Origin of the sequence: Clavibacter sepedonicus (assembly GCF_000069225.1) — a bacterium.
Lineage (GTDB): Bacteria > Actinomycetota > Actinomycetes > Actinomycetales > Microbacteriaceae > Clavibacter > Clavibacter sepedonicus.
In genome coordinates, this window is the sequence record NC_010407.1 from 2,611,138 (window position 1) to 2,629,061 (window position 17,924).

General features: G+C 70.7%; 18 protein-coding genes, 1 tRNA gene and 1 pseudogene. 7 read left to right on the forward strand and 13 right to left on the reverse strand.

Translation table 11 applies throughout. The features are described from left to right. Positions 1 to 25: 25 nt before the first annotated feature. The 3 genes from pth to CMS_RS16245 form a co-directional block, all read right to left on the reverse strand. Positions 26 to 613, reverse strand: a complete 588-nt coding sequence (gene pth / locus CMS_RS12140; protein WP_012299732.1) for an aminoacyl-tRNA hydrolase — start codon at positions 611 to 613, stop codon at positions 26 to 28. 152 nt (positions 614 to 765) lie between these two features. Next, the gene (locus CMS_RS12145) at positions 766 to 1,410 is read right to left on the reverse strand and encodes a 50S ribosomal protein L25/general stress protein Ctc (protein ID WP_012299733.1); all 645 of its coding nucleotides are present in this window, start codon (positions 1,408 to 1,410) and stop codon (positions 766 to 768) included. A 170-nt stretch (positions 1,411 to 1,580) separates the two neighbouring features. Further along, a complete protein-coding gene (locus CMS_RS16245) occupies positions 1,581 to 3,602 on the reverse strand; it encodes a gluconokinase, GntK/IdnK-type (RefSeq protein WP_012299734.1) in 2,022 nt (673 codons plus the stop codon). An 83-nt stretch (positions 3,603 to 3,685) separates the two neighbouring features. Between CMS_RS16245 and gndA the strand changes: the two genes are divergently transcribed. The 4 genes from gndA (at position 3,686) to CMS_RS12170 (ending at position 7,034) form a co-directional block, all read left to right on the forward strand. After that, positions 3,686 to 5,140: an NADP-dependent phosphogluconate dehydrogenase gene (gene gndA / locus CMS_RS12155; protein ID WP_012299735.1), complete on the forward strand. Its 1,455-nt coding sequence runs from the start codon at positions 3,686 to 3,688 to the stop codon at positions 5,138 to 5,140. Between the two features lie 70 nt (positions 5,141 to 5,210). Further along, positions 5,211 to 5,585, forward strand: coding sequence for a hypothetical protein (locus tag CMS_RS12160; RefSeq protein WP_012299736.1), 375 nt, complete (start codon positions 5,211 to 5,213; stop codon positions 5,583 to 5,585). 436 nt (positions 5,586 to 6,021) lie between these two features. Further along, positions 6,022 to 6,273 (forward strand): PLD nuclease N-terminal domain-containing protein, encoded by a 252-nt coding sequence (locus CMS_RS12165; protein WP_049791938.1) that lies wholly within the window; start codon positions 6,022 to 6,024, stop codon positions 6,271 to 6,273. 206 nt (positions 6,274 to 6,479) lie between these two features. After that, positions 6,480 to 7,034 carry a hypothetical protein gene (locus tag CMS_RS12170; protein WP_133064106.1) on the forward strand — a complete coding sequence of 185 codons (555 nt, stop codon included), beginning with the start codon at positions 6,480 to 6,482 and terminating at the stop codon, positions 7,032 to 7,034. A gap of 95 nt (positions 7,035 to 7,129) precedes the next feature. On the opposite strand, the gene CMS_RS12175 is transcribed toward CMS_RS12170, so the two are convergent. The 4 genes from CMS_RS12175 to CMS_RS17160 all read right to left on the reverse strand — a co-directional run bounded on the left by CMS_RS12175 (position 7,130) and on the right by CMS_RS17160 (position 11,237). Beyond that, positions 7,130 to 8,107 carry a ribose-phosphate diphosphokinase gene (locus CMS_RS12175; RefSeq protein WP_012299738.1) on the reverse strand — a complete coding sequence of 326 codons (978 nt, stop codon included), beginning with the start codon at positions 8,105 to 8,107 and terminating at the stop codon, positions 7,130 to 7,132. Between the two features lie 33 nt (positions 8,108 to 8,140). After that, the gene (gene glmU, locus CMS_RS12180) at positions 8,141 to 9,667 is read right to left on the reverse strand and encodes a bifunctional UDP-N-acetylglucosamine diphosphorylase/glucosamine-1-phosphate N-acetyltransferase GlmU (RefSeq protein ID WP_086935916.1); all 1,527 of its coding nucleotides are present in this window, start codon (positions 9,665 to 9,667) and stop codon (positions 8,141 to 8,143) included. A gap of 48 nt (positions 9,668 to 9,715) precedes the next feature. After that, a tRNA-Gln gene (locus CMS_RS12185) sits at positions 9,716 to 9,790 on the reverse strand. Between the two features lie 55 nt (positions 9,791 to 9,845). After that, a complete protein-coding gene (locus tag CMS_RS17160) occupies positions 9,846 to 11,237 on the reverse strand; it encodes a homing endonuclease associated repeat-containing protein (protein WP_012299740.1) in 1,392 nt (463 codons plus the stop codon). A 177-nt stretch (positions 11,238 to 11,414) separates the two neighbouring features. On the opposite strand from CMS_RS17160, the gene CMS_RS12190 reads away from it, so the two are divergent. Further along, a complete protein-coding gene (locus CMS_RS12190) occupies positions 11,415 to 11,918 on the forward strand; it encodes a MarR family winged helix-turn-helix transcriptional regulator (RefSeq protein WP_012038966.1) in 504 nt (167 codons plus the stop codon). 48 nt (positions 11,919 to 11,966) lie between these two features. Here the strand turns inward: CMS_RS12190 and CMS_RS12195 are convergent, their stop codons facing one another. The 3 genes from CMS_RS12195 to CMS_RS12205 are packed head-to-tail and all read right to left on the reverse strand — an operon-like array spanning position 11,967 to position 14,156. After that, positions 11,967 to 12,323 carry a TraR/DksA family transcriptional regulator gene (locus tag CMS_RS12195; RefSeq protein ID WP_012299741.1) on the reverse strand — a complete coding sequence of 119 codons (357 nt, stop codon included), beginning with the start codon at positions 12,321 to 12,323 and terminating at the stop codon, positions 11,967 to 11,969. Positions 12,324 to 12,330: 7 nt separating this feature from the next. Then, entirely contained in the window at positions 12,331 to 13,344 is a 1,014-nt protein-coding gene (locus CMS_RS12200) for an LLM class flavin-dependent oxidoreductase (RefSeq protein WP_041464675.1), read from the reverse strand. 2 nt (positions 13,345 to 13,346) lie between these two features. After that, entirely contained in the window at positions 13,347 to 14,156 is an 810-nt protein-coding gene (locus tag CMS_RS12205) for a LysE/ArgO family amino acid transporter (protein ID WP_041465040.1), read from the reverse strand. A gap of 72 nt (positions 14,157 to 14,228) precedes the next feature. On the opposite strand from CMS_RS12205, the pseudogene CMS_RS12210 reads away from it, so the two are divergent. Together CMS_RS12210 and CMS_RS17990 are read left to right on the forward strand one after the other, a co-directional pair. Beyond that, positions 14,229 to 14,825: pseudogene (locus CMS_RS12210) on the forward strand (ArgP/LysG family DNA-binding transcriptional regulator); the annotation flags it as partial. Positions 14,826 to 14,896: 71 nt separating this feature from the next. After that, positions 14,897 to 15,121 carry a hypothetical protein gene (locus CMS_RS17990; protein ID WP_223842652.1) on the forward strand — a complete coding sequence of 75 codons (225 nt, stop codon included), beginning with the start codon at positions 14,897 to 14,899 and terminating at the stop codon, positions 15,119 to 15,121. A 34-nt stretch (positions 15,122 to 15,155) separates the two neighbouring features. Here CMS_RS17990 and CMS_RS12215 read toward each other — a convergent pair whose 3' ends face one another. From CMS_RS12215 to CMS_RS12225, 3 genes are read right to left on the reverse strand one after another with little or no spacing between them, the layout of a single operon-like run. Further along, a complete protein-coding gene (locus CMS_RS12215) occupies positions 15,156 to 15,815 on the reverse strand; it encodes a methionine ABC transporter permease (RefSeq protein WP_012299744.1) in 660 nt (219 codons plus the stop codon). 1 nt (position 15,816) lies between these two features. Beyond that, on the reverse strand, positions 15,817 to 16,854 hold the full coding sequence (locus CMS_RS12220) for a methionine ABC transporter ATP-binding protein (protein ID WP_012299745.1): 1,038 nt from the start codon (positions 16,852 to 16,854) through the stop codon (positions 15,817 to 15,819). After that, positions 16,851 to 17,783: a MetQ/NlpA family ABC transporter substrate-binding protein gene (locus CMS_RS12225; RefSeq protein WP_012299746.1), complete on the reverse strand. Its 933-nt coding sequence runs from the start codon at positions 17,781 to 17,783 to the stop codon at positions 16,851 to 16,853. The genes CMS_RS12220 and CMS_RS12225 overlap by 4 nt, the downstream gene beginning before the upstream one ends. Positions 17,784 to 17,924: the final 141 nt, after the last annotated feature.

A 17,924-nucleotide genomic window follows, 5' to 3' on the forward strand; every position in this document is an offset into this window, starting at 1 on the left:
ACGCGCGGACCGGGCCGGGCGCGGATCAGGACGCGGCGGTGTGGAAGCGCAGCTGCGCCGCGATGAGGCCCTCGGAGGCGATCATCTCGACGGCGTCGGCCGCGTCCTCCAGCACGTTCGGCAGCACCTGCCGCTCGGTGGAGGAGAAGGGCTTCAGCACGAAGTCGGCGGCGTCCTGGCGGCCGGGCGGGCGCCCGATGCCGATGCGCACGCGCGTGAAGTCGCCCGTGCCGGCGGAGGAGATGATGTCGCGGATCCCGTTGTGGCCGCCGTGACCGCCGCCCTGCTTGAGCTTCATGGAGTCGAACGGGATGTCGAGCTCGTCGTGCGCGACCACGAGCTGCGCGGGCTCGAGCGAGAAGTACGAGAGGAGGTTCGCGACCGGCCCGCCGGACAGGTTCATGAACGAGTTCGGCTTCGCGAGGATGAGCTTCGGACCGCCCGGGACGGCGCGCCCCTCCGCGACCTGCGCGTTGGCGCGATGCGAGCGGAACGTGGCGCGCATCCGGTCCGCGAGCACGTCGAGCGCCATCTGGCCGACGTTGTGCCGCGTGCCCGCGTACTGCGGGCCGGGGTTGCCGAGGCCGACCACGAGCAGGGTCCGGTCGTCCACGTGCGCTCTCCTCGGTAGGTCGATCGCATCCGGCGCGGATGCGCGGAGCCCGCCGGCCGCTGCCGGTGATCCCGGACGGCGGCCGACGGGCTCCGTGGTGCTGGTCGTGCTGTCGTGCTGGTCGTGCGTGCGGCCGGAGCCGCGGGCGATCGCTACTTGTCGTCGCCCGACTGGTCGCCCGTGGCGCCGTCGTCGGTGACCGCGACGTCCGCGTCGCCCTCGGCCACGACGTCCTCGTCGACCGCGTCGGTCGTGAGGTCGAGCTGCGGCACGGAGATGGCGAGCACGAGCGTCTCGGGGTCGGTCACCAGGTTGGCGCCGGCGGGCAGGTCGACCTGGCCGACCGTGATCTGCGTGCCCTCCTCGAAGCCCTCGATGGAGACGGTGAAGCGCTCCGGGATGTGGGTGGCCTCGACGTCGACCGTGATGGATGTGTTCTCGAGGTTGTGGATCGTGCCGGGGTAGGACTCGCCCTCGACGTGGATCGGGACCTCGACCTCGACGCGCTCGCCACGGCGGACGACGATGAGGTCGACGTGCTCGATGATCTGGCGCACGGGGTCCTTCTGGACGTCCTTCACGAGGACCAGCTGCGGAGTGCCCGCGATGTCGAGCGTGATGATCTGGTTCGCCTTGCGGATGATGAGCATGAGCTCGTGGCCCGGCAGCGTGACGTGCTGCGGGTCGGTGCCGTGGCCGTAGATGACCGCGGGGATCTTGCCGACCGCGCGGATCTTGCGGGCCGCGCCCTTGCCGAACTGCGTGCGCAGCTCCGCGGAGAGGTTGTTGTCAACCATGGTGTCGCTCCAATTGCGGCCCGTGAGGGCTCGCGTCGTGTGTCTGTCGTCTGCTCGAACGCTTGCGCGTGAGGAATGAGGTGCGAGCCCCGTCCACCGCGTCGATAACGGACCGCCGCCGCGCTCGCGCGCGGCTCTTGCGATCCCTCGCCGAAGTTCAACCCCCGATGCTACCGGACGGACGGGTCCCCGGTCGACGCGTCCGCCGAGGCCGCGGCCGAGGCCGGGGCCGAGGCCGGCGCGGGCGATCCCGGCGCGGGCGGCATGGACTGCCCGACCCGGAGCCGCAGCCCGTCGTGCACGCCGTCGACGACGTCCTCGAACGCGACCGGCGTGCCGAGCGTCGCCGAGACGTAGACGCTCACCACGGTGGCGAGCGAAACGAAGGCGTCGTCGACCGTGACGCCGGCCGGGCGGCCGACGCGCAGGGCGTCGGCGATGTCGTCGTACTGGCGGTAGTGGCCCTCGAGGTAGGTGTTGTCCAGGCGCGGCGAGCGCGGCAGGTCGGCGTCGTGGATCTCGAGCTCGGCGTCGTTGCGCACGTCGGCCTGGGCGGGCACGCCCGACGCGGGCGCCGCGTGGAAGTAGGTGAGGGATCCGGCCTCGATGACGGCGGATCCGCGCGTGCCCTGCACCTGCACGCGGGTGTCGAGGCCCGGGTACCCGGCGGTGGTCGCCTGCAGCGTCGCGAGGGCGCCGGACGCGAAGCGGATCACGGCGACTGCGACGTCCTCGACCTCGATGCCGTCGTGGGCGAGCAGCGCGGTCTGCGCGTACACCTCGACCGGGCGGCCGAGGTAGGAGACGAGCAGGTCGAGCGTGTGCACGCCCTGGTTCATGAGGGCGCCGCCGCCGTCGAGGTCCCACGTGCCGCGCCAGTGGCCGGAGTCGTAGAAGCCCTGGCTGCGCCACCACGGAGCGCTGGCGACGGCCGAGGTGAGCCGGCCGAGCCGGCCGGAGCGCACGGCCCGGTCGACGACGACGCTCGACGGGTTGAAGCGGTGCTGGCTGATGACGGTCGAGAGGATCCCCCGCCCGGCGGCCTCGCGCGCGAGCTCCGCGATGCGGCGGCCGCGCGCGAGGTCGACGTCGAGCGGCTTCTCGATGACGACGTGGAGGCCGGCGGCCAGCGCCTCCTCGGCGAGGCCGATGTGCAGGCCGCTGGGCGTGCAGATGACGACGAGCTCGGCGGCGTCCGCGCGGATCAGGTCGCCGAGGTGCGCGAAGACGCGCGGGCGCTCGGCGCGCAGCTCGTCGACGAGCGCGGCGACGCGGAACTCCGGGTGCTCAGCGAGGACGCGCGCATGGTGCGTGCCGATGACGCCGCAGCCGACGATCGCGACGCGGATGGGCTCGTGGACGACGGCGGCGGGCGCTCCCTCGACGGCGGCGGGCGCGGCGTCGGCCTCGCGGACCGCGGCGGACGGGACGGCGGCGGCGTGGTGCCCGGGCTCGGACGGCGCTGCCGCGTCCGCGGCGGCGCCCGTGTGGGGCACGTCGGACCCCGACCGCGCCTCCCGGACGAGCGCGGGGACGTCCGCCTCGGGCACCGCGGCGGCGGGCTCGGTCGAGGTGGCCGGCGCGTCGTCGACCCGGCCGGGTGACGCCGTGCGGCCGCCGGGCAGCAGCTCGCGGACGGCCGCGTCCGCGAGCGCGACGGGATCGTCGGTGATGTCGAGCGTGATCCCCTGCTCGTCGTCGCCGAGCGGCTCGAGCGTGCGCAGCTGCGACGACAGGAGGCTCGACGGCATGAAGTGGCCCTCGCGTCCGCCGAGGCGCTCGGCCAGCAGATCGTGGTCGCCGACCAGGTGCACGAAGACGGCGTCGGGCGCGGCGGCGCGGAGGATGTCGCGGTAGGAGCGCTTGAGCGCGCTGCACGCGACGACGGGTCCGCCCTCGGGACGACCGGCGAGCGCGCGGCCCACCTCCTCGAGCCAGGGGCGGCGGTCGTCGTCGTCGAGCGCGTGGCCCTCGGCCATCTTGCGGCGGTTGGCCTCGGGGTGGAGGTCGTCGCCGTCGATGAACGGGACGCCGGCGTCCTGCGCGAGGAGCTCGCCGACCGTCGACTTCCCGGATCCGGAGACCCCCATCACGATCACGGGCGGGAACGGGCGGACGGCGTCGATGCGGATCACTCCCTGCGGTTCGGTGAGGAACTCGTGCGGCGCGACCGTCTGGGTGCGCTCATCCATCCTACGAGACGCTCCCCGACGCCCCGCTGACGGTCGGGGGCCCGGGCGTAGCCTGAGGACGACTGTCGACAAGGAGGCATCAGATGTCAGATGACCAGCAGGCCACGGCGAACATCGGGGTGGTGGGGCTCGCGGTGATGGGGTCGAACCTCGCCCGCAACCTCGCCAGCCGCGAGGGCAACACGGTCGCGGTGTACAACCGCACCACCCAGAAGACCACCGACCTCGTCGAGGAGCACCCCGAGGCGGGCTTCGTCGCCGCCACCACCATCGAGGAGTTCGCCGCCTCGCTGCAGCGCCCCCGCACCGCCATCATCATGGTCAAGGCCGGACGCGGCACGGACGCGGTCATCGAGCAGCTGACCGAGGCGTTCGAGGAGGGCGACATCATCGTCGACGGCGGCAACGCGCTGTTCACCGACACCATCCGCCGCGAGAAGGAGGTCCGCGCGAAGGGCCTCCACTTCGTCGGCGCCGGCATCTCCGGCGGCGAGGAGGGCGCGCTCAAGGGCCCGAGCATCATGCCCGGCGGCACGGCCGAGGCGTACGAGACCCTCGGCCCCATCCTCGAGTCGATCGCCGCGGTCGCGGAGGGCAAGCCCTGCGTCACCCACATCGGCACCGACGGCGCCGGTCACTTCGTGAAGATGATCCACAACGGCATCGAGTACGCCGACATGCAGCTCATCGCCGAGTCGTTCGACCTGCTGCGGCGCGTCGGCGGCCACGAGCCCGACGCGATCGCCGACGTGTTCGAGGAGTGGAACGGGGGCGACCTCGAGTCGTACCTCATCGAGATCACCGCCGAGGTGCTCCGGCAGAAGGACGCCGCGACCGGGAAGCCTCTCGTCGACGTCATCGTCGACCAGGCCGGGTCCAAGGGCACGGGCGTCTGGACCGTCCAGAACGCGGTGGGCCTCGGCGTGCCGGTGGGCGGGATCGCGGAGGCCGTGTTCGCGCGCGCCGTGTCCTCCAAGCCCGAGCAGCGGAAGGCCGTGCAGGCGACGATCACGAGCCGTCCGGAGATTCAGTCCGGCGGCGACACCTTCGAGGACGACGTGCGCGCCGCGCTCTACGCGAGCAAGGTCGTCGCGTACGCGCAGGGCTTCGATGCGATCGAAGCGGGCGCGAAGGAGTACGGCTGGGACATCGACAAGGGCAAGGTCGCGGAGATCTGGCGCGGCGGATGCATCATCCGCGCGCAGTTCCTCAACCGCATCGTCGAGGCGTACGAGAAGGACTCCGGCCTCGCGACGCTGCTCGAGGACCCGTACTTCGCCAAGGCCGTCGCCGACGGCGAGCAGGCCTGGCGCCGGGTCGTCTCGGTCGCCGCGCTGTCGGGGATCCCGGTGCCCGGCTTCGCGTCGGCGCTGAGCTACTACGACTCGCTCGCCTCCGAGCGCCTGCCCGCCGCCCTCGTGCAGGGCCAGCGCGACTTCTTCGGCGCGCACACGTACCACCGCACCGACAAGGAGGGCACCTTCCACACGCTGTGGTCCGGCGACCGCTCCGAGGTCGAGGCCGAGGACACCCACTAGCGGCCAGCCGACCGTCGCCGACGCCCCGCCGCCCGTCCCGGGCGGCGGGGCGTCTGTCACACTGGGGCGGATGGACGAGGACGAGCACCCGGAGCTCGCGGGCTACGAGCCGCACCGCCCGCGGAGCCTGCGCAGCAGGCGCACGCTGCTCGTGATGCGGGTCGTCGTCGTGGTCGGCATCGTCAGCCTGCTGCTGCCCGGCGTCGTGACGATGGTGCGCGTGGGCGCGAACACAGCCGACATGGCCTGCGCCGACTTCGTGGCGTACGAGCGTCCCGACTCCCCCTCGTACGAGGTGCGCTTCCAGCTCTTCGGACCCGGCGTCGTCGGGTACGAGTGCTATACGCGGTACGCCTTCGGCGGCGACGAGCACATCGTGTCGCTCGGGCTCATCCCGTCGGGGCGCGTGGCGCGCGAGGTCGTCGAGCGGAACTCCCGGGACTGATCCCGAGGCCGCCCGCGTGGGCGGCCGCACCGCGGTGGTGGGGCCTAGGCCGCCCCGTCGACCATGCTCGTGACGGATCCGTCGTCGAACACCTCGTGGATCGCGGCGAAGCCATCCCGGTCTTCTTCAGCGTATTCGCGGCGAGGACGGTAGTGGGGCCGGTGTCGATGAGGTCGCCGACGGGGAGGTAGACGCGACCCCCGGCGTCCCTGGCGAGGACATGGGCCCGAATGCTTGCGACCGGATGCCGCGGCACCGCCCCACCTCAGCGGGCAGTACAGCCGTCCTGCAAATCTCCTGTGCAGTTCTCACACGCGCAGGTCGAGGGCAACCTATGTTCTGAGCACCAGCCGGATCCCCTAGTGAGTGGATCTGCCGACGACGCGAAGGAGATCCTTACCATGCATAGTCCCCAGGCGCGAAACGCGGATACCTGATGCCGTTCTACGACGCCTTCTGGTCTGTCGCCATCGGCACCACCGCCCTTCTGGCCGTGATCGCGCTCATTCAAGTCGTGCGACGCCGAAGCACCATCACCACGAATTCGGCCGCGATCTGGATCATCGTCATTCTCATCGCGCCGATAGTGGGGGCCTTGATGTGGTTCCTCGTGGGCAACAGGACTACACCGAGCCACAGCCAGGCAGTTCGTCATACTCATCTCGGCCACACGGACAGGAGCGCATGATGCGGAGTCCCAGGAGATGGAGCTCCCTGACTGCCGGAGCAGTCCTCGCCCTGCTCGCCTTGGCTCAGCCCGCGAACGCGGCTCCCCATTCTCACCGCGCCTTCGATGACACCGCGCTTCGTCAGCACATGTCGTCGCTTGGGATACACGCAGAGGTGCAGGGCCGACTCATCGTCAAGTTGAAAGCCGGCCAGCGTGTCGATTCTATGACAGACACCGCATCCGTCTCCACGCAGGTGAGAATCAAAGACGGCTACAGCGTGAGTATCGATACTTACGCAGACGGCTCTGTTGGCGAGACGGGCAACGAGATCGGCCGGCCGGCCACTCCTGACGAGGTGATGGTGATGCAGGCTCGGGCGAAACCATTCGCCTCCCCTTACTACCACGGTGATTCTGTAGACCATGAGGGCCTCATCCAGCCGGACGCGACGGTCGGAATCACGAGTTGCGTGCGCGGCCGTAACGCGGGAGTCGTGTATGCACAGAATTGCCATGTGTATTACAACGGTGTAACCGCCAGCAACAGCTTCAACGCGAACTACCAGCAGTATCCGGGAGGCGGCAAGGCTCAGTACATCGACGGTACGGCTAAGTTCGTGAGTTTCGTGCAGTCCGTGAACAATGAGCACGTGGATGTTTACGACAACGGGTCTCGAATCCGATACTCGTTCAGCACGAGCTTGAATGGCTTCGGCAACATCCCGGGCTTTCTTCAGTTGAAGGTCACTGGGACAGGAGTCTACGTCTCACGAGGTTGACGGAGCGTCAACTCGAATCAACAGCATCCGATGCAGATGGGTCGGCACTCTCGTGCCGACCCATCTGCATGCAACAACGTCCTGGGACAGTCAGACTACGCGGCCCCGTCGAACATGCTCGTGACGGATCCGTCGTCGAAGACCTCGTGGATCGCGCGGGCGAGCAGCGGCGCGATGGGCAGCACGGTGAGCTTGTCCCAGCGCTTGTCCTCCGGGATCGGCAGCGTGTCGGTGACGACGACGGAGTCGATGTGCTCGCTGTCGAGGATCTGCGTCGCCGGGTCGGAGAAGACCGCGTGCGTCGCCGCGACCACGACGCCCGTCGCGCCGTTCTTCTTGAGCGCCTCGGCGGCGGAGACGATGGTGCGGCCCGTGTCGATGAGGTCGTCCACCAGGAGGCACACGCGTCCGGCGACGTCGCCGACGATCTCGTGGACGGTGACCTGGTTGTGCACCTTGGGGTCGCGGCGCTTGTGGATGATGGCGAGCGGGGCGCCGAGCTTGTCGCTCCAGATGTCGGCGACGCGCACGCGGCCCATGTCGGGCGAGACGACGGTGAGGGTCTTCGAGTCGAGCACCGAGCGCATGTGCTCGAGGAGGACGGGCATCGCGAAGAGGTGGTCGACGGGGCCGTCGAAGAAGCCCTGGATCTGCGCGGCGTGGAGGTCGACCGACATGATGCGGTCGGCGCCGGCGGCCTTGAACAGGTCGGCCACGAGGCGGGCGGAGATCGGCTCGCGGCCGCGGCCCTTCTTGTCCTGCCGGGCGTAGGGGTAGAACGGGGCGACCACGGTGATCCGCTTGGCCGAGGCCCGCTTCATCGCGTCGACCATGATGAGTTGCTCCATGAGCCACTCGTTGATGGGCGCGGTGTGCGACTGGATGACGAACGCGTCGCTGCCGCGGACGCTCTCGTCGTACCGGATGTAGAGCTCGCCGTTGGCGAAGGTCCGCGCGTCGGTGTGCACGAGGGTCGTCTCGAGCTCCTCCGCGATCTGCTCGGCGAGCTCGGGGTGCGCGCGACCCGTGACGATCACGAGCCGCTTCTCTCCGGCGGTCTTGATTGCGGACACGGGACTCCGTCTCGTCAGTGCTGCTCGGTGTGCTCAGGCGTCGGACGCGTCGTCCGCAGGCCCGTCGGCGGCCTCGACGGCGGCCCGGGCCTCGGGGGTGCCCGGTCGCTTCGCCTCGGTCCAGCCGACCATGTTGCGTTGCGGCGCCACCGAGATGCCGAGTGCGCCGGGCGGGACGTCCTTGCGGATGACGGCACCGGCACCCGTGTAGGAGCCGGTACCGATCCTAACCGGTGCGACGAGGACGTTCCGCGAGCCGAGGTGCACGTGGTCGCCCACCTCGGTGCGGTGCTTGGACACGCCGTCGTAGTTCGCGAACACGGCGCCCGCGCCGACGTTGCTGTGCTCGCCGATGGTCGCGTCGCCGACGTAGCTGAGGTGCGGGACCTTGCTGCCCGCGCCGATCTCGACGTTCTTCGTCTCGACGTAGGCGCCGATCTTGCCCTCGTCGCCGAGGCGCGTGCCCGGGCGCAGGAAGGAGAACGGGCCGACGGTCGCGCGCGCGCCGATGACGGCGAGCTCCGCGTCGGTGCGGCGCACGGTCGCGTCCTCGCCGACCTCGGTGTCGCGGAGGGTCGTGTCGGGGCCGACCGTCGCGCCGGCCGCGACCGTGGAGGCGCCGAGGATCTGCGTGCCCGGGAGGACCGTGACGTCGGCGGCGAGCGTGGCCTTGACGTCGATCCACGTGGTGCGCGGGTCATGGATCGTCACGCCCGCCAGCTGCCAGCGGCGGATGATTCGCGCGTTCAGCTCGGTGGCCGCGGCCGTGAGCTGCACGCGGTCGTTGATGCCGGCGACGAGCCAGCTGTCGCGCACGGGCAGGGCCTCGATGGATCCGCCCGCGCGGCGGATCACGTCGGCCGCGTCGGTGAGGTACTTCTCGCGCTGGGCGTTGTCGGTGCCGATGGCGCCGAGCGTCTGCCGGAGCGCCTCGGCGTCGAAGACGTAGACGCCGGCGTTGACCTCGTCGATGCGGAGCTGCTCGCCCGTCGCGTCCTTCTGCTCGACGATGGCCTCGAACGCGCCGTCCTGGCCGCGGATGATGCGGCCGTTGCCGGTCGGGTCGTCGAGGCGGGCGGTGAGGAGCGTGAGGTCGTTGCGCGCCTGGCGGTGCGCGGAGACGAGCGAGCGGAGGGTCGCCGCGTCGAGCAGGGGCACGTCGCCCGAGAGCACGACGACCTGGCCCGTGAAGCCGTCGGGCAGGGCCGTGATGCCGACCTCGACTGCGCGGCCGGTGCCGGGGATCTCGTCCTGGTCGACGATGAGCGCGTCGGGCGCGAGCCGGCTGACGACGTCGACGACCTGGTCGCGGTCGTGGCGCACGACGGTGACGACGTGGCGCGCGCCCAGCTCCTCCGCGGTCGCGAGCACGTGGCCGACGAGCGGGAGACCCGCGAGGGGGTGGAGGACCTTGGGGAGGCGCGAGCGCATGCGGGTGCCCTGGCCGGCCGCGAGGATCACGACCGCGATGGACGGACTGCGCGGCTCGCCGTCGACGTCGAGCTCGCCCGTCACGATGGGGATCTCACGCGTCGTCGGCGTGCTGTCTGAGTCGGTCATGGCGGTCTCCCTGGTCCTCGTGCGTCTGTCCGGCGCGGCCGTCGGGCGTGGCTCCGCCCCCAGGATTCGAACCTGGACCTCACAGCTCCAAAGGCTGAAGTGCTGCCGTTACACCAAGGCGGACCGCTCACGGTCCGGCCGTGCGCACGATGAGTCTGCCAGACCGGCGACTGCCGGATCAGCGCGCGACGGGTATGGCGGCCTTACCCGGCGCCGGTGCCACCGGCATCACGCTTCCGGACTCCGTAATTGGCGCGCACGCTTCTTGCACGAAACGCTCGAAGTCAGTGACCATCGATTCCTCAACTAGCAGACCGACACCGAGCTCATTCAGCACAGCAGACCACTCTTCGCCGGGGAAAATCTCTACGGCTATCACTGGCCTCACAGGCAGGGAGTTTCGGACCGAATGACAGTACTTGAGCACCTGCCCGAGTGCCATGCGCATCTGATGTTCGATATTGCTCTCGCTTGCCGATTTAACTTCAACAATGAACGCTTGCGAACCCCCGAGCAAGGCGAGATCGAACCGCGGCCCTTGAATCGACGAGCTAAGACACTGGAACCCCATTGCTTCGGCAACGACAGCTACGGCGTTCTGAATGCGTGCGTGACTGCGCACCGCTCGCTCGTTGCCTGCGTAATTCTCCGCAAAGTAGTGCGGTAATTCGACATCGGCACCCTCATTTGCGCTTACGTACGGCACAAATCCACCCGATCCTTCGACGACCTCTCGTGCCCGAAGAATCGGTTCCGGCACTGAAGTCTCGGAATCATGCTGGTCTAATTCGATTCCATGGACCATCTGCCAGGCCCGCAAGAGGAGCGCGTTCCAAGAGCCGCATAAGTTGCGCACGGTACTTCCGCTGGGAAATATCTCCTGGGATCGTTGCCACTCGTCGTATGACGCCGCGGTAGGCGGACGACCAGTCTCACGCCAGCATGAGATGACCGCGGCAACCGCAGTAGCTTCGTCGAAGCGTTTATCTTGGCCAGAGTGGGGGTTAGCCGGTAAACCCGCGGCCTCCAGCGCGGATCGCCAGCTGCCGAATCGAATGGCCATGACCTGCATCCCGGGCGCGGGACGACCATCTTCGAGCCTAGGATTTTGAATCGCATGCCTCTGGTAGGCCTGAGCCGACAGAGTGCGACCTTCTGCGACAGCCGCGGCCTGCAAGCATCCTATCAACTCCTCATTAGAATACCGCTTCGCCCCTAGGCGCGGCACTCGCGTCAGGACTGCGTAATCCGGCACCGTTTCGGAGATAAAACGCGCGACCCATGACCTTTGAAGCCCCACATCGGCTGCCACCTCGTCAAGATCACGAAGACGAAGGAAGCTTTCTGTCATCGCCGTCGCCTTTTCGGAGACTGCCCTCAAGCGCCTTAGGTCGAGAGTCTCACCCAACGAACGCGGCGAGATGCCAAGCGCGCGCAGCCGCCGACGAATAGCCTCCCGAGTCACCCCCTCCACCAGACCCACTTCGTCCAACGTCAAAAGATCTTCCCTATAGAGTCGCAGCCATTCAGGGGCTTCGGGAGTCTGCCTTACCGGGAGCACCAACACCATGACAGAGTCCTTTTACTTGGGAGACCGAGTGGATTGCAAATTGCTCTACGGCCATATGCGCGCGGCAGGGAGCGATGAACGAAAAGCGTCGTCTCTCGATGTTCGCATCAGCCGCCTCACGCCTCTACCCCTCTTACGCGGGTCTCTTCCACGCGCGGGGACCGGCATGATGGGGGGATGCCCAGCCGCGACGAGGTCGACCGCATCGTCGACGCGTGGCGACGAGAGCGGCCCGACCTCGACTTCTCCCCGCTCGAGGTGCTGTCGCGCGTCGGACGGCTGTCGCGGCTGCTCGAGCGGGCCAGGCGGTCGGCGTTCCAGGAGTCCGAGCTCGAGTCGTGGGAGTTCGACGTGCTGTCGGCGCTGCGGCGGGCGGGCGATCCCTACCAGCTGAGCCCCAAGGCGCTCCTGCAGCAGACGCTCGTCTCCTCCGGCACGATGACGAACCGCATCGACCGGCTCGTGGCGCGCGGCCTCGTGGAGCGGCGGACGGATCCGCACGACGGCCGCGGGATCCTCGTGGTCATGTCGGACGCGGGGCGCACGCGCGTCGACACCGCGATCACGCGGCTCGTGGCGGAGGAGGCGGAGTTGCTCGAGACCCTGCCCGCGGCCGACCGCGACGTGCTGGCGGGGCTTCTGCGGCAGCTGATCCTCGACCTGGACGACGACGGGGCCTGACGCCGGACGCCCGACGAGCGGCGGACGCCCGCCAGCGGGCGGGTGCGCTCAGGCGTGCGCGACGCAGCGGCGCGCGGCCGGACGGATCTCGAGCCGCCCCGCCGCAATCGCCTCGCCGCACACCTCGCAGCGCCCGTAGGCGCCCGCGTCGAGGCGCGCGACCGCGGCGTCGACGTCGGCGAGGCGGACGCGGGCCTCGCGGATCATCGCGTCGGACTGCGAGCGCTCGAACGCGAGGGTCGCGCCCTCGGGGTCGTGCTCGTCGTCGGAGTTGGCGTCCTGGCGGGCCTCGACGATCGCGGCGACATCGCGGTCGAGGCCGCGGATGAGCGCGAGCGTGTCGGCGCGCAGCGCGGCGAGCGCTGCGCGTGGGTCCGCGGGAGCGGGCGCGGCGTCGTCGGCCACCGCTCGGCTACGCGGCGACGGCGACGAGCGCGTGCGCGTCCGCCATCAGATCGACCGAGCGGAGGCGCTCGGGCGTGCGCTGCGAGGCATGCCCGACGATGACCTCGTCGACCCCCGCCTGCTCCGCGAACCGGTTCGCGTAGTCGGAGACCTCGGCGCCCGTGCCGATGGCCGTGTAGGTCATCATGCTGGCGACGTGCGCGCCGACCGGGGCCTCGAGGAGCCGGTCGAGCTCGTCGTCCGTGAAGGTCTGCGTGGCCGGGATCTGGCCGCTCTGGCGGAGCAGCATCATGAGGCGCGCGCGGCGGACCTGGGCGAACTGGCGCTCGGCGTCGGCGCGGTCGTCGGCCGCGATGGCGTTGATGCCGGCGATCGCGTAGGGCGCGTCGAGCTGCTCCGACGGGCGGAAGTCGCGGCGGTAGATCGCGATGGCGTCGAGCAGCATGTCGGGCGCGAAGTGCGACGCGAAGGCGAACGGCAGGCCGAGGGCCGCGGCGAGCTGGGCGCCGAAGGTCGAGGATCCCAGGATGTAGAGGGGCACGCGCGTACCGGCACCCGGAGTCGCGGCGACGCCCGGGACCTGGCTCTCGCCGGAGAGGAAGCCCTGCAGCTCGACGACGTCCTCCGGGAAGCGGTCCGAGGATCCCGGGTCGCGGCGGAGCGCCCGGAACGTGGCCTGGTCGCTGCCGGGGGCGCGGCCGAGGCCGAGGTCGATGCGCCCCGGGTGCAGCGTCTCGAGCGTGCCGAACTGCTCCGCGATGGTGAGGGGCGAGTGGTTCGGGAGCATGACGCCGCCGGAGCCGAGCCGGATGGTCGACGTCTGGCTGGCGACATGGGCGATGAGCACGCTCGTGGCGCTGGAGGCGATCGACGCCATGTTGTGGTGCTCGGCGTACCAGACGCGGCGGTAGCCGCTCCGCTCGGCCTGCTGGGCGAGGGCGACGGAGGCCTGGAAGCTGTCGCGGGCGGTCTCCCCGGGGGCGATGGGGGCGAGGTCGAGGATGGAGAGCGGGACGGTCATGCTCATGCCAACAGCGCGGACGCCTCGACTGTTCCTTGCCCGTCCGAGGCGGGGGCGGCGGGCGCGTCGGCCGTCGTCCGGTCGCGGCGGACCGCATCCGCCCGACGCCGGCGCACGACCGACCACGCCGCCACCCCGCCCGCCAGGAGCACGCAGATCGCGGTGGCGACGAGGATCCGCGCACCCTCCCCCGGCCCCGCCGGCACGAGCGGCAGCAGGATCTGCACGGCGAGCACGAGCATCACCGCCGCGATCACGGTGTCGAGCACGCGCCAGGCGGCGGGCCGCGCGAGCAGGGGCGCGAAGACCCGGGCCGCCGTCGCGAGGAGCGTGAACCAGACGCAGCTGGCGGCCATCGCGCCGATGCCGAACGCCCAGCGGCCGTCGCCGTGGCCGGCCGCGACGGATCCGACGAGGAGCACGGTGTCGAGGTAGACGTGCGGGTTCAGCCAGGTGAGCGCGAGGCACGCGGCGATCACGGCGCCGAGCGCGCGCGGTGCCGACGCGGCGACGGCGAGGCCCTCGGGCGCGACGGCCCGGAGCAGCGAGAGCGCCGCGTAGCCGGCGAGGAAGCACGCGCCGAGGATCCGTATGACGACGATCGCGACGGGCGCCGCCTCGATGACCGCGCCGATCCCGGCGACGCCCAGGCCGATGAGGATCACGTCGGAGACGGCGCAGATGAGCACGACCGGCAGCACGTGCTCGCGCCGGGTGCCCTGCCGCAGGACGAAGGCGTTCTGCGCGCCGATCGCGGCGATGAGCGAGAAGCCGAGGCCGAAGCCGGAGAGCGCGTGCGCGAGCGGGTGCATGGCCTGCACGCTAGGCATCGGGCGGGCATCAGGCCAGCTCATGTTCCTGCTGCACCATTAGCATCGCTGATGATGGACATCCGCACCGAGCACCTCCGCACCCTGGCCGCCGTCATCGACACGGGCACCCTCGACGCGGCCGCCCGCGCGCTGCGTCTCACGCCCTCCGCGGTGAGCCAGCGGATCACCGCGCTCGAGCGCAGCGCCGGCCGCGTGCTCCTCCGCCGCACCCGCCCCGCGACCACCACCGAGGCGGGCGACGCCGTGCTGCGCCACGCGCGCCAGGTGCTGCTGCTCGAGCGCGACCTCGACGGTCTGCTCGGCGTGGGCGACGGCGACGCGCCGCGGGCGGGGACGGCGGCGGTGCCCGTGGTCGTGAACGGCGACTCGCTCGCGTCGTGGCTGCTGCCCGCGTTCGCCGCGCTGGCGACCGAGACCGGGCAGGCGGTGGAGGTGCTGCGCGAGGACGAGCACCACTCCCTCGACCTGCTGCGCGACGGATCCGCGATGGCCGCCGTCACGAGCGTGAAGGACCCGGTGCAGGGCTGCACCTCGGAGCGGCTCGGCCGGATGCGGTACCGCGCGCTCGCGACGCCCGCCTACGTCGCCGCCCACGTGCCCGACGGGCCGACGCCGAGCGCGCTGGCGGTCGCGCCGCTCGTGATGTACGATCGCAAGGACGCCATGCAGGACCGCTGGCCCGCGGCCGGCGCTCGCCCGCGGGCCAGCCGCGCCACTACGTGCCGTCGTCGGCGGAGTTCGTCACGGCGGTCACGCTCGGCATGGGCTGGGGCATGCTGCCGGACCTGCAGAGCGAGGAGCTCATCGCGTCGGGTGCGCTCGTGCCGCTCGACGCGGGATCCCACGTGGACGTCGCGCTGCACTGGCAGCGCTGGAGCGTCGACTCCCCCGTGCTCGCCGACCTCACGCGGCACGTGCGCGCGGCGGCCGCCTCGCTGCGATAGCGGGGCGGCCGCGGCGGGCGGCGAGCGGGACGGATCAGCGCCGCAGCGCCGCCCGGGCCATCCGGTTGCCGGCGAACTGCACCACCTGCACGAGCACGATGATGATGAGCACCGCCGCCCAGGTGACGACCGGCTCGAACTGCCGGTAGCCGTAGACGATCGCGAAGTTGCCCAGGCCGCCGGCGCCGATGGCGCCCGCGACGGCCGTCATGTCGACGATGCCGACGAAGACGAACGTGTAGCCGAGGATCAGCGGGCCGAGGGCCTCCGGGATCAGCAGCGTGAAGATGATCCGCACCGGGCTCGCGCCCACGGACCTCGCCGCCTCGATCACGCCCGGCTGCACCGTGAGCAGGTTCTGCTCGACGATGCGGCTGATCGCGAACGACGCCCCGAGCGACAGCGTGAAGATGATCGCCGGCTGCCCGATGCCGTTGCCCGTGACGAGGCGGGCGAGGGGCTGGGCGGCGACCAGGAAGATGACGAACGGGATCGGCCGGAAGGTGTTGACGACCAGGTTCAGCACCGCGAACACGGAGCGGTTCGGGAGCAGGCTGCCGGCCCGCGTGAGGTAGAGGCCGAGGCCCATCGCGAGGCCGCCGAGCCCGCCGAACAGCAGCGTGAGCAGCACCATCACGAGCGTCTCGACCGTCGACCGGCCGAGCAGCGGCAGGAGCGGGGTCAGCGCGTCCATCTCAGACCACCTCCGTCACGGTGACGCCGGCGCGGTCGGCCGCGAGCACCTCGTCGATGCGCGCGGGGTCGCCCCCGAGTGCGAGGGTCAGGTTGCCGAACGTGCGGCCCTGGATTTCGGTGATGCCGCCGTGCACGACCTCGAACGCGATGCCCGCGGCGGCGAGCGCCCGGAACACCTCGGTCTGGGTGGCGCCGCCGTCCGCGAACGACAGCGTCACGAGCCGGCCGGGGTGGCGGCGACGGAGGCGCTGCACCTCGTCGGTCTCGGGGATCCCCGCGACGACCGTCGAGACGAAGCGGCGGGCCGCGTCGCTCGTGGGCCGGGAGAACACGTCGAACACGTCGCCCTGCTCGATGACGCGGCCGGAGTCCATGACGGCCACGCGGTCGGCGATGGACTTGATGACCTCCATCTCGTGCGTGATGACGACGATGGTGACGCCGAGCTCCTCGTTCACCCGGCGCAGCAGCGCGAGGACCTCGCTCGTGGTCTCGGGATCCAGGGCGCTCGTGGCCTCGTCGGCCAGGAGGATCGCGGGGCTCGTCGCGAGAGCGCGGGCGATGCCGACGCGCTGCTTCTGCCCGCCGGACAGCTCGTCGGGGCGGGCGTGCGCCTTGTCGGCGAGGCCCACGAAGTGGAGGAGGTCGCTGATCCGGCGCTGCTGCTGGTCCTTCGGCATGCCCGCGACCGTGAGCGGGTACGCGACGTTGCCCCACACGGTCTTCGACGTGAAGAGGTTGAACTGCTGGAACACCATCCCGATGCCGAGGCGGAGCTTCCGCAGCTCCCGCTCGGGGAGGCCCTGGATCTCGCGCCCGTCGACCGACACGGTGCCCGAGGTCGGCCGCTCGAGCGCGTTGACGAGCCGCACCAGCGTGCTCTTGCCCGCGCCCGAGTAGCCGATGATGCCGAACACCTCGCCGCGGCGGATGTCGAGGTCGACGTCGGCGAGCGCGTCGAGGCCCTGCTCGCCCTTCGCGCGCGGCGGGTACTGCTTGCCGACGCCCCGCAGGGAGACGTGCGGGGCGTCCGTCATCGGGCCGCCTTTTTCTCGGCGACGGCCTTCTGGGTCGTGGCGAGCAGGCTCTCGAGTTCGTCCTGGGGCGTCTTCAGCGGGACGGCGGTGCCGCCCGAGTTCTCGACGACGGCGTCGACCACGGCGGGGGTGTCCTCGAAGATCCGCGCGAGCTTCAGGTACGTCTCGTTCTCGGCGTCGTCGGCGCGGCTGGCGAAGACGTTGACGTAGGCGAGCGCCTTCGGGTCGCTGGGGTCGTCCTGCGCGAGGGCCTCGTCGGAGGTGAGGCCCGCGTCGGTCACGAAGTCGTTGTTGATGATGACGGCGTCCGCGTCCGGCAGCGAGGTGGCGGTGAGCGCGGCGTCGACCGTGGTGACGGTGACCTTCGAGGCGGCCTGGTCGACGTCGTCGAGCGTGGACACGCTGGATCCGCCGCCCTTCAGCGTCAGGAGGCCCTCGCGCTGGAGCAGGAGCAGGCCGCGGGCGAGGTTCGACTCGTCGTTGGGGAGGATCACGGTGCCGCCCTGCGGGATCTCGGCGACCGACGCGTGCTTCTGCGAGTACAGCCCGAGCGGGTAGATCGCGGTGGCGCCGATGGGCGTGAGGTCGTCGCCCGCGCCCTCGTTGTACTGCGCGAGGTAGACGAGGTGCTGGAACTGGTTGAGGTCGATCTCGCCCTCGCTGAGCGCCGGGTTCAGCTGCGGGTACTCGGTGAAGTCCACGATCTCCACGTCGATGCCCTGCTCCTTCGCTGCCTCGACGAAGAGGGGCCACTGCGGGTTGCTCGCGCCGACGACGCCGATCTTGACGGCCTTGCCGCCGCCGTTGAACGCGCCGGTGGCGAAGAGGACGGCGGCGACGATCGCGAGGACGACGACGACCGCGCCGATGATGAGGCCGAGGCGGTTCCTCCGCTTCGGGGCGTCGATCAGGGGTGCCTGGGTGGTCATGGTGGTCCTCTCGGTGGTGCGGGATCCGGTGCTGTCCGGCGGTGGTGCGGGTGCGGTGCGGCTGACGTGGTGCGGCTGGCGTGGTGCGGGTGCAACGACGAGCGACGCGCGGGTGCGCGCCGGTGCGGTCGAGCGGACGCG

What these genes read in the sequence shown, in the direction of transcription:
- CMS_RS12165 (WP_049791938.1), top strand. Translation starts at nt 6,022, where the DNA reads ATGCCGTTCTACGACGCCTTCTGGTCTGTCGCCATCGGCACCACCGCC.
- gndA (WP_012299735.1), top strand. Translation starts at nt 3,686, where the DNA reads ATGTCAGATGACCAGCAGGCCACGGCGAACATCGGGGTGGTGGGGCTC.
- glmU (WP_086935916.1), bottom strand. Translation starts at nt 9,667, where the DNA reads ATGACCGACTCAGACAGCACGCCGACGACGCGTGAGATCCCCATCGTG.
- CMS_RS12200 (WP_041464675.1), bottom strand. Translation starts at nt 13,344, where the DNA reads ATGACCGTCCCGCTCTCCATCCTCGACCTCGCCCCCATCGCCCCCGGG.
- CMS_RS12205 (WP_041465040.1), bottom strand. Translation starts at nt 14,156, where the DNA reads ATGCACCCGCTCGCGCACGCGCTCTCCGGCTTCGGCCTCGGCTTCTCG.
- CMS_RS12170 (WP_133064106.1), top strand. Translation starts at nt 6,480, where the DNA reads ATGACAGACACCGCATCCGTCTCCACGCAGGTGAGAATCAAAGACGGC.
- CMS_RS12225 (WP_012299746.1), bottom strand. Translation starts at nt 17,783, where the DNA reads ATGACCACCCAGGCACCCCTGATCGACGCCCCGAAGCGGAGGAACCGC.
- CMS_RS12220 (WP_012299745.1), bottom strand. Translation starts at nt 16,854, where the DNA reads ATGACGGACGCCCCGCACGTCTCCCTGCGGGGCGTCGGCAAGCAGTAC.
- CMS_RS12215 (WP_012299744.1), bottom strand. Translation starts at nt 15,815, where the DNA reads ATGGACGCGCTGACCCCGCTCCTGCCGCTGCTCGGCCGGTCGACGGTC.
- CMS_RS12145 (WP_012299733.1), bottom strand. Translation starts at nt 1,410, where the DNA reads ATGGTTGACAACAACCTCTCCGCGGAGCTGCGCACGCAGTTCGGCAAG.
- CMS_RS12190 (WP_012038966.1), top strand. Translation starts at nt 11,415, where the DNA reads ATGCCCAGCCGCGACGAGGTCGACCGCATCGTCGACGCGTGGCGACGA.
- CMS_RS12160 (WP_012299736.1), top strand. Translation starts at nt 5,211, where the DNA reads ATGGACGAGGACGAGCACCCGGAGCTCGCGGGCTACGAGCCGCACCGC.
- CMS_RS16245 (WP_012299734.1), bottom strand. Translation starts at nt 3,602, where the DNA reads ATGGATGAGCGCACCCAGACGGTCGCGCCGCACGAGTTCCTCACCGAA.
- CMS_RS17160 (WP_012299740.1), bottom strand. Translation starts at nt 11,237, where the DNA reads ATGGTGTTGGTGCTCCCGGTAAGGCAGACTCCCGAAGCCCCTGAATGG.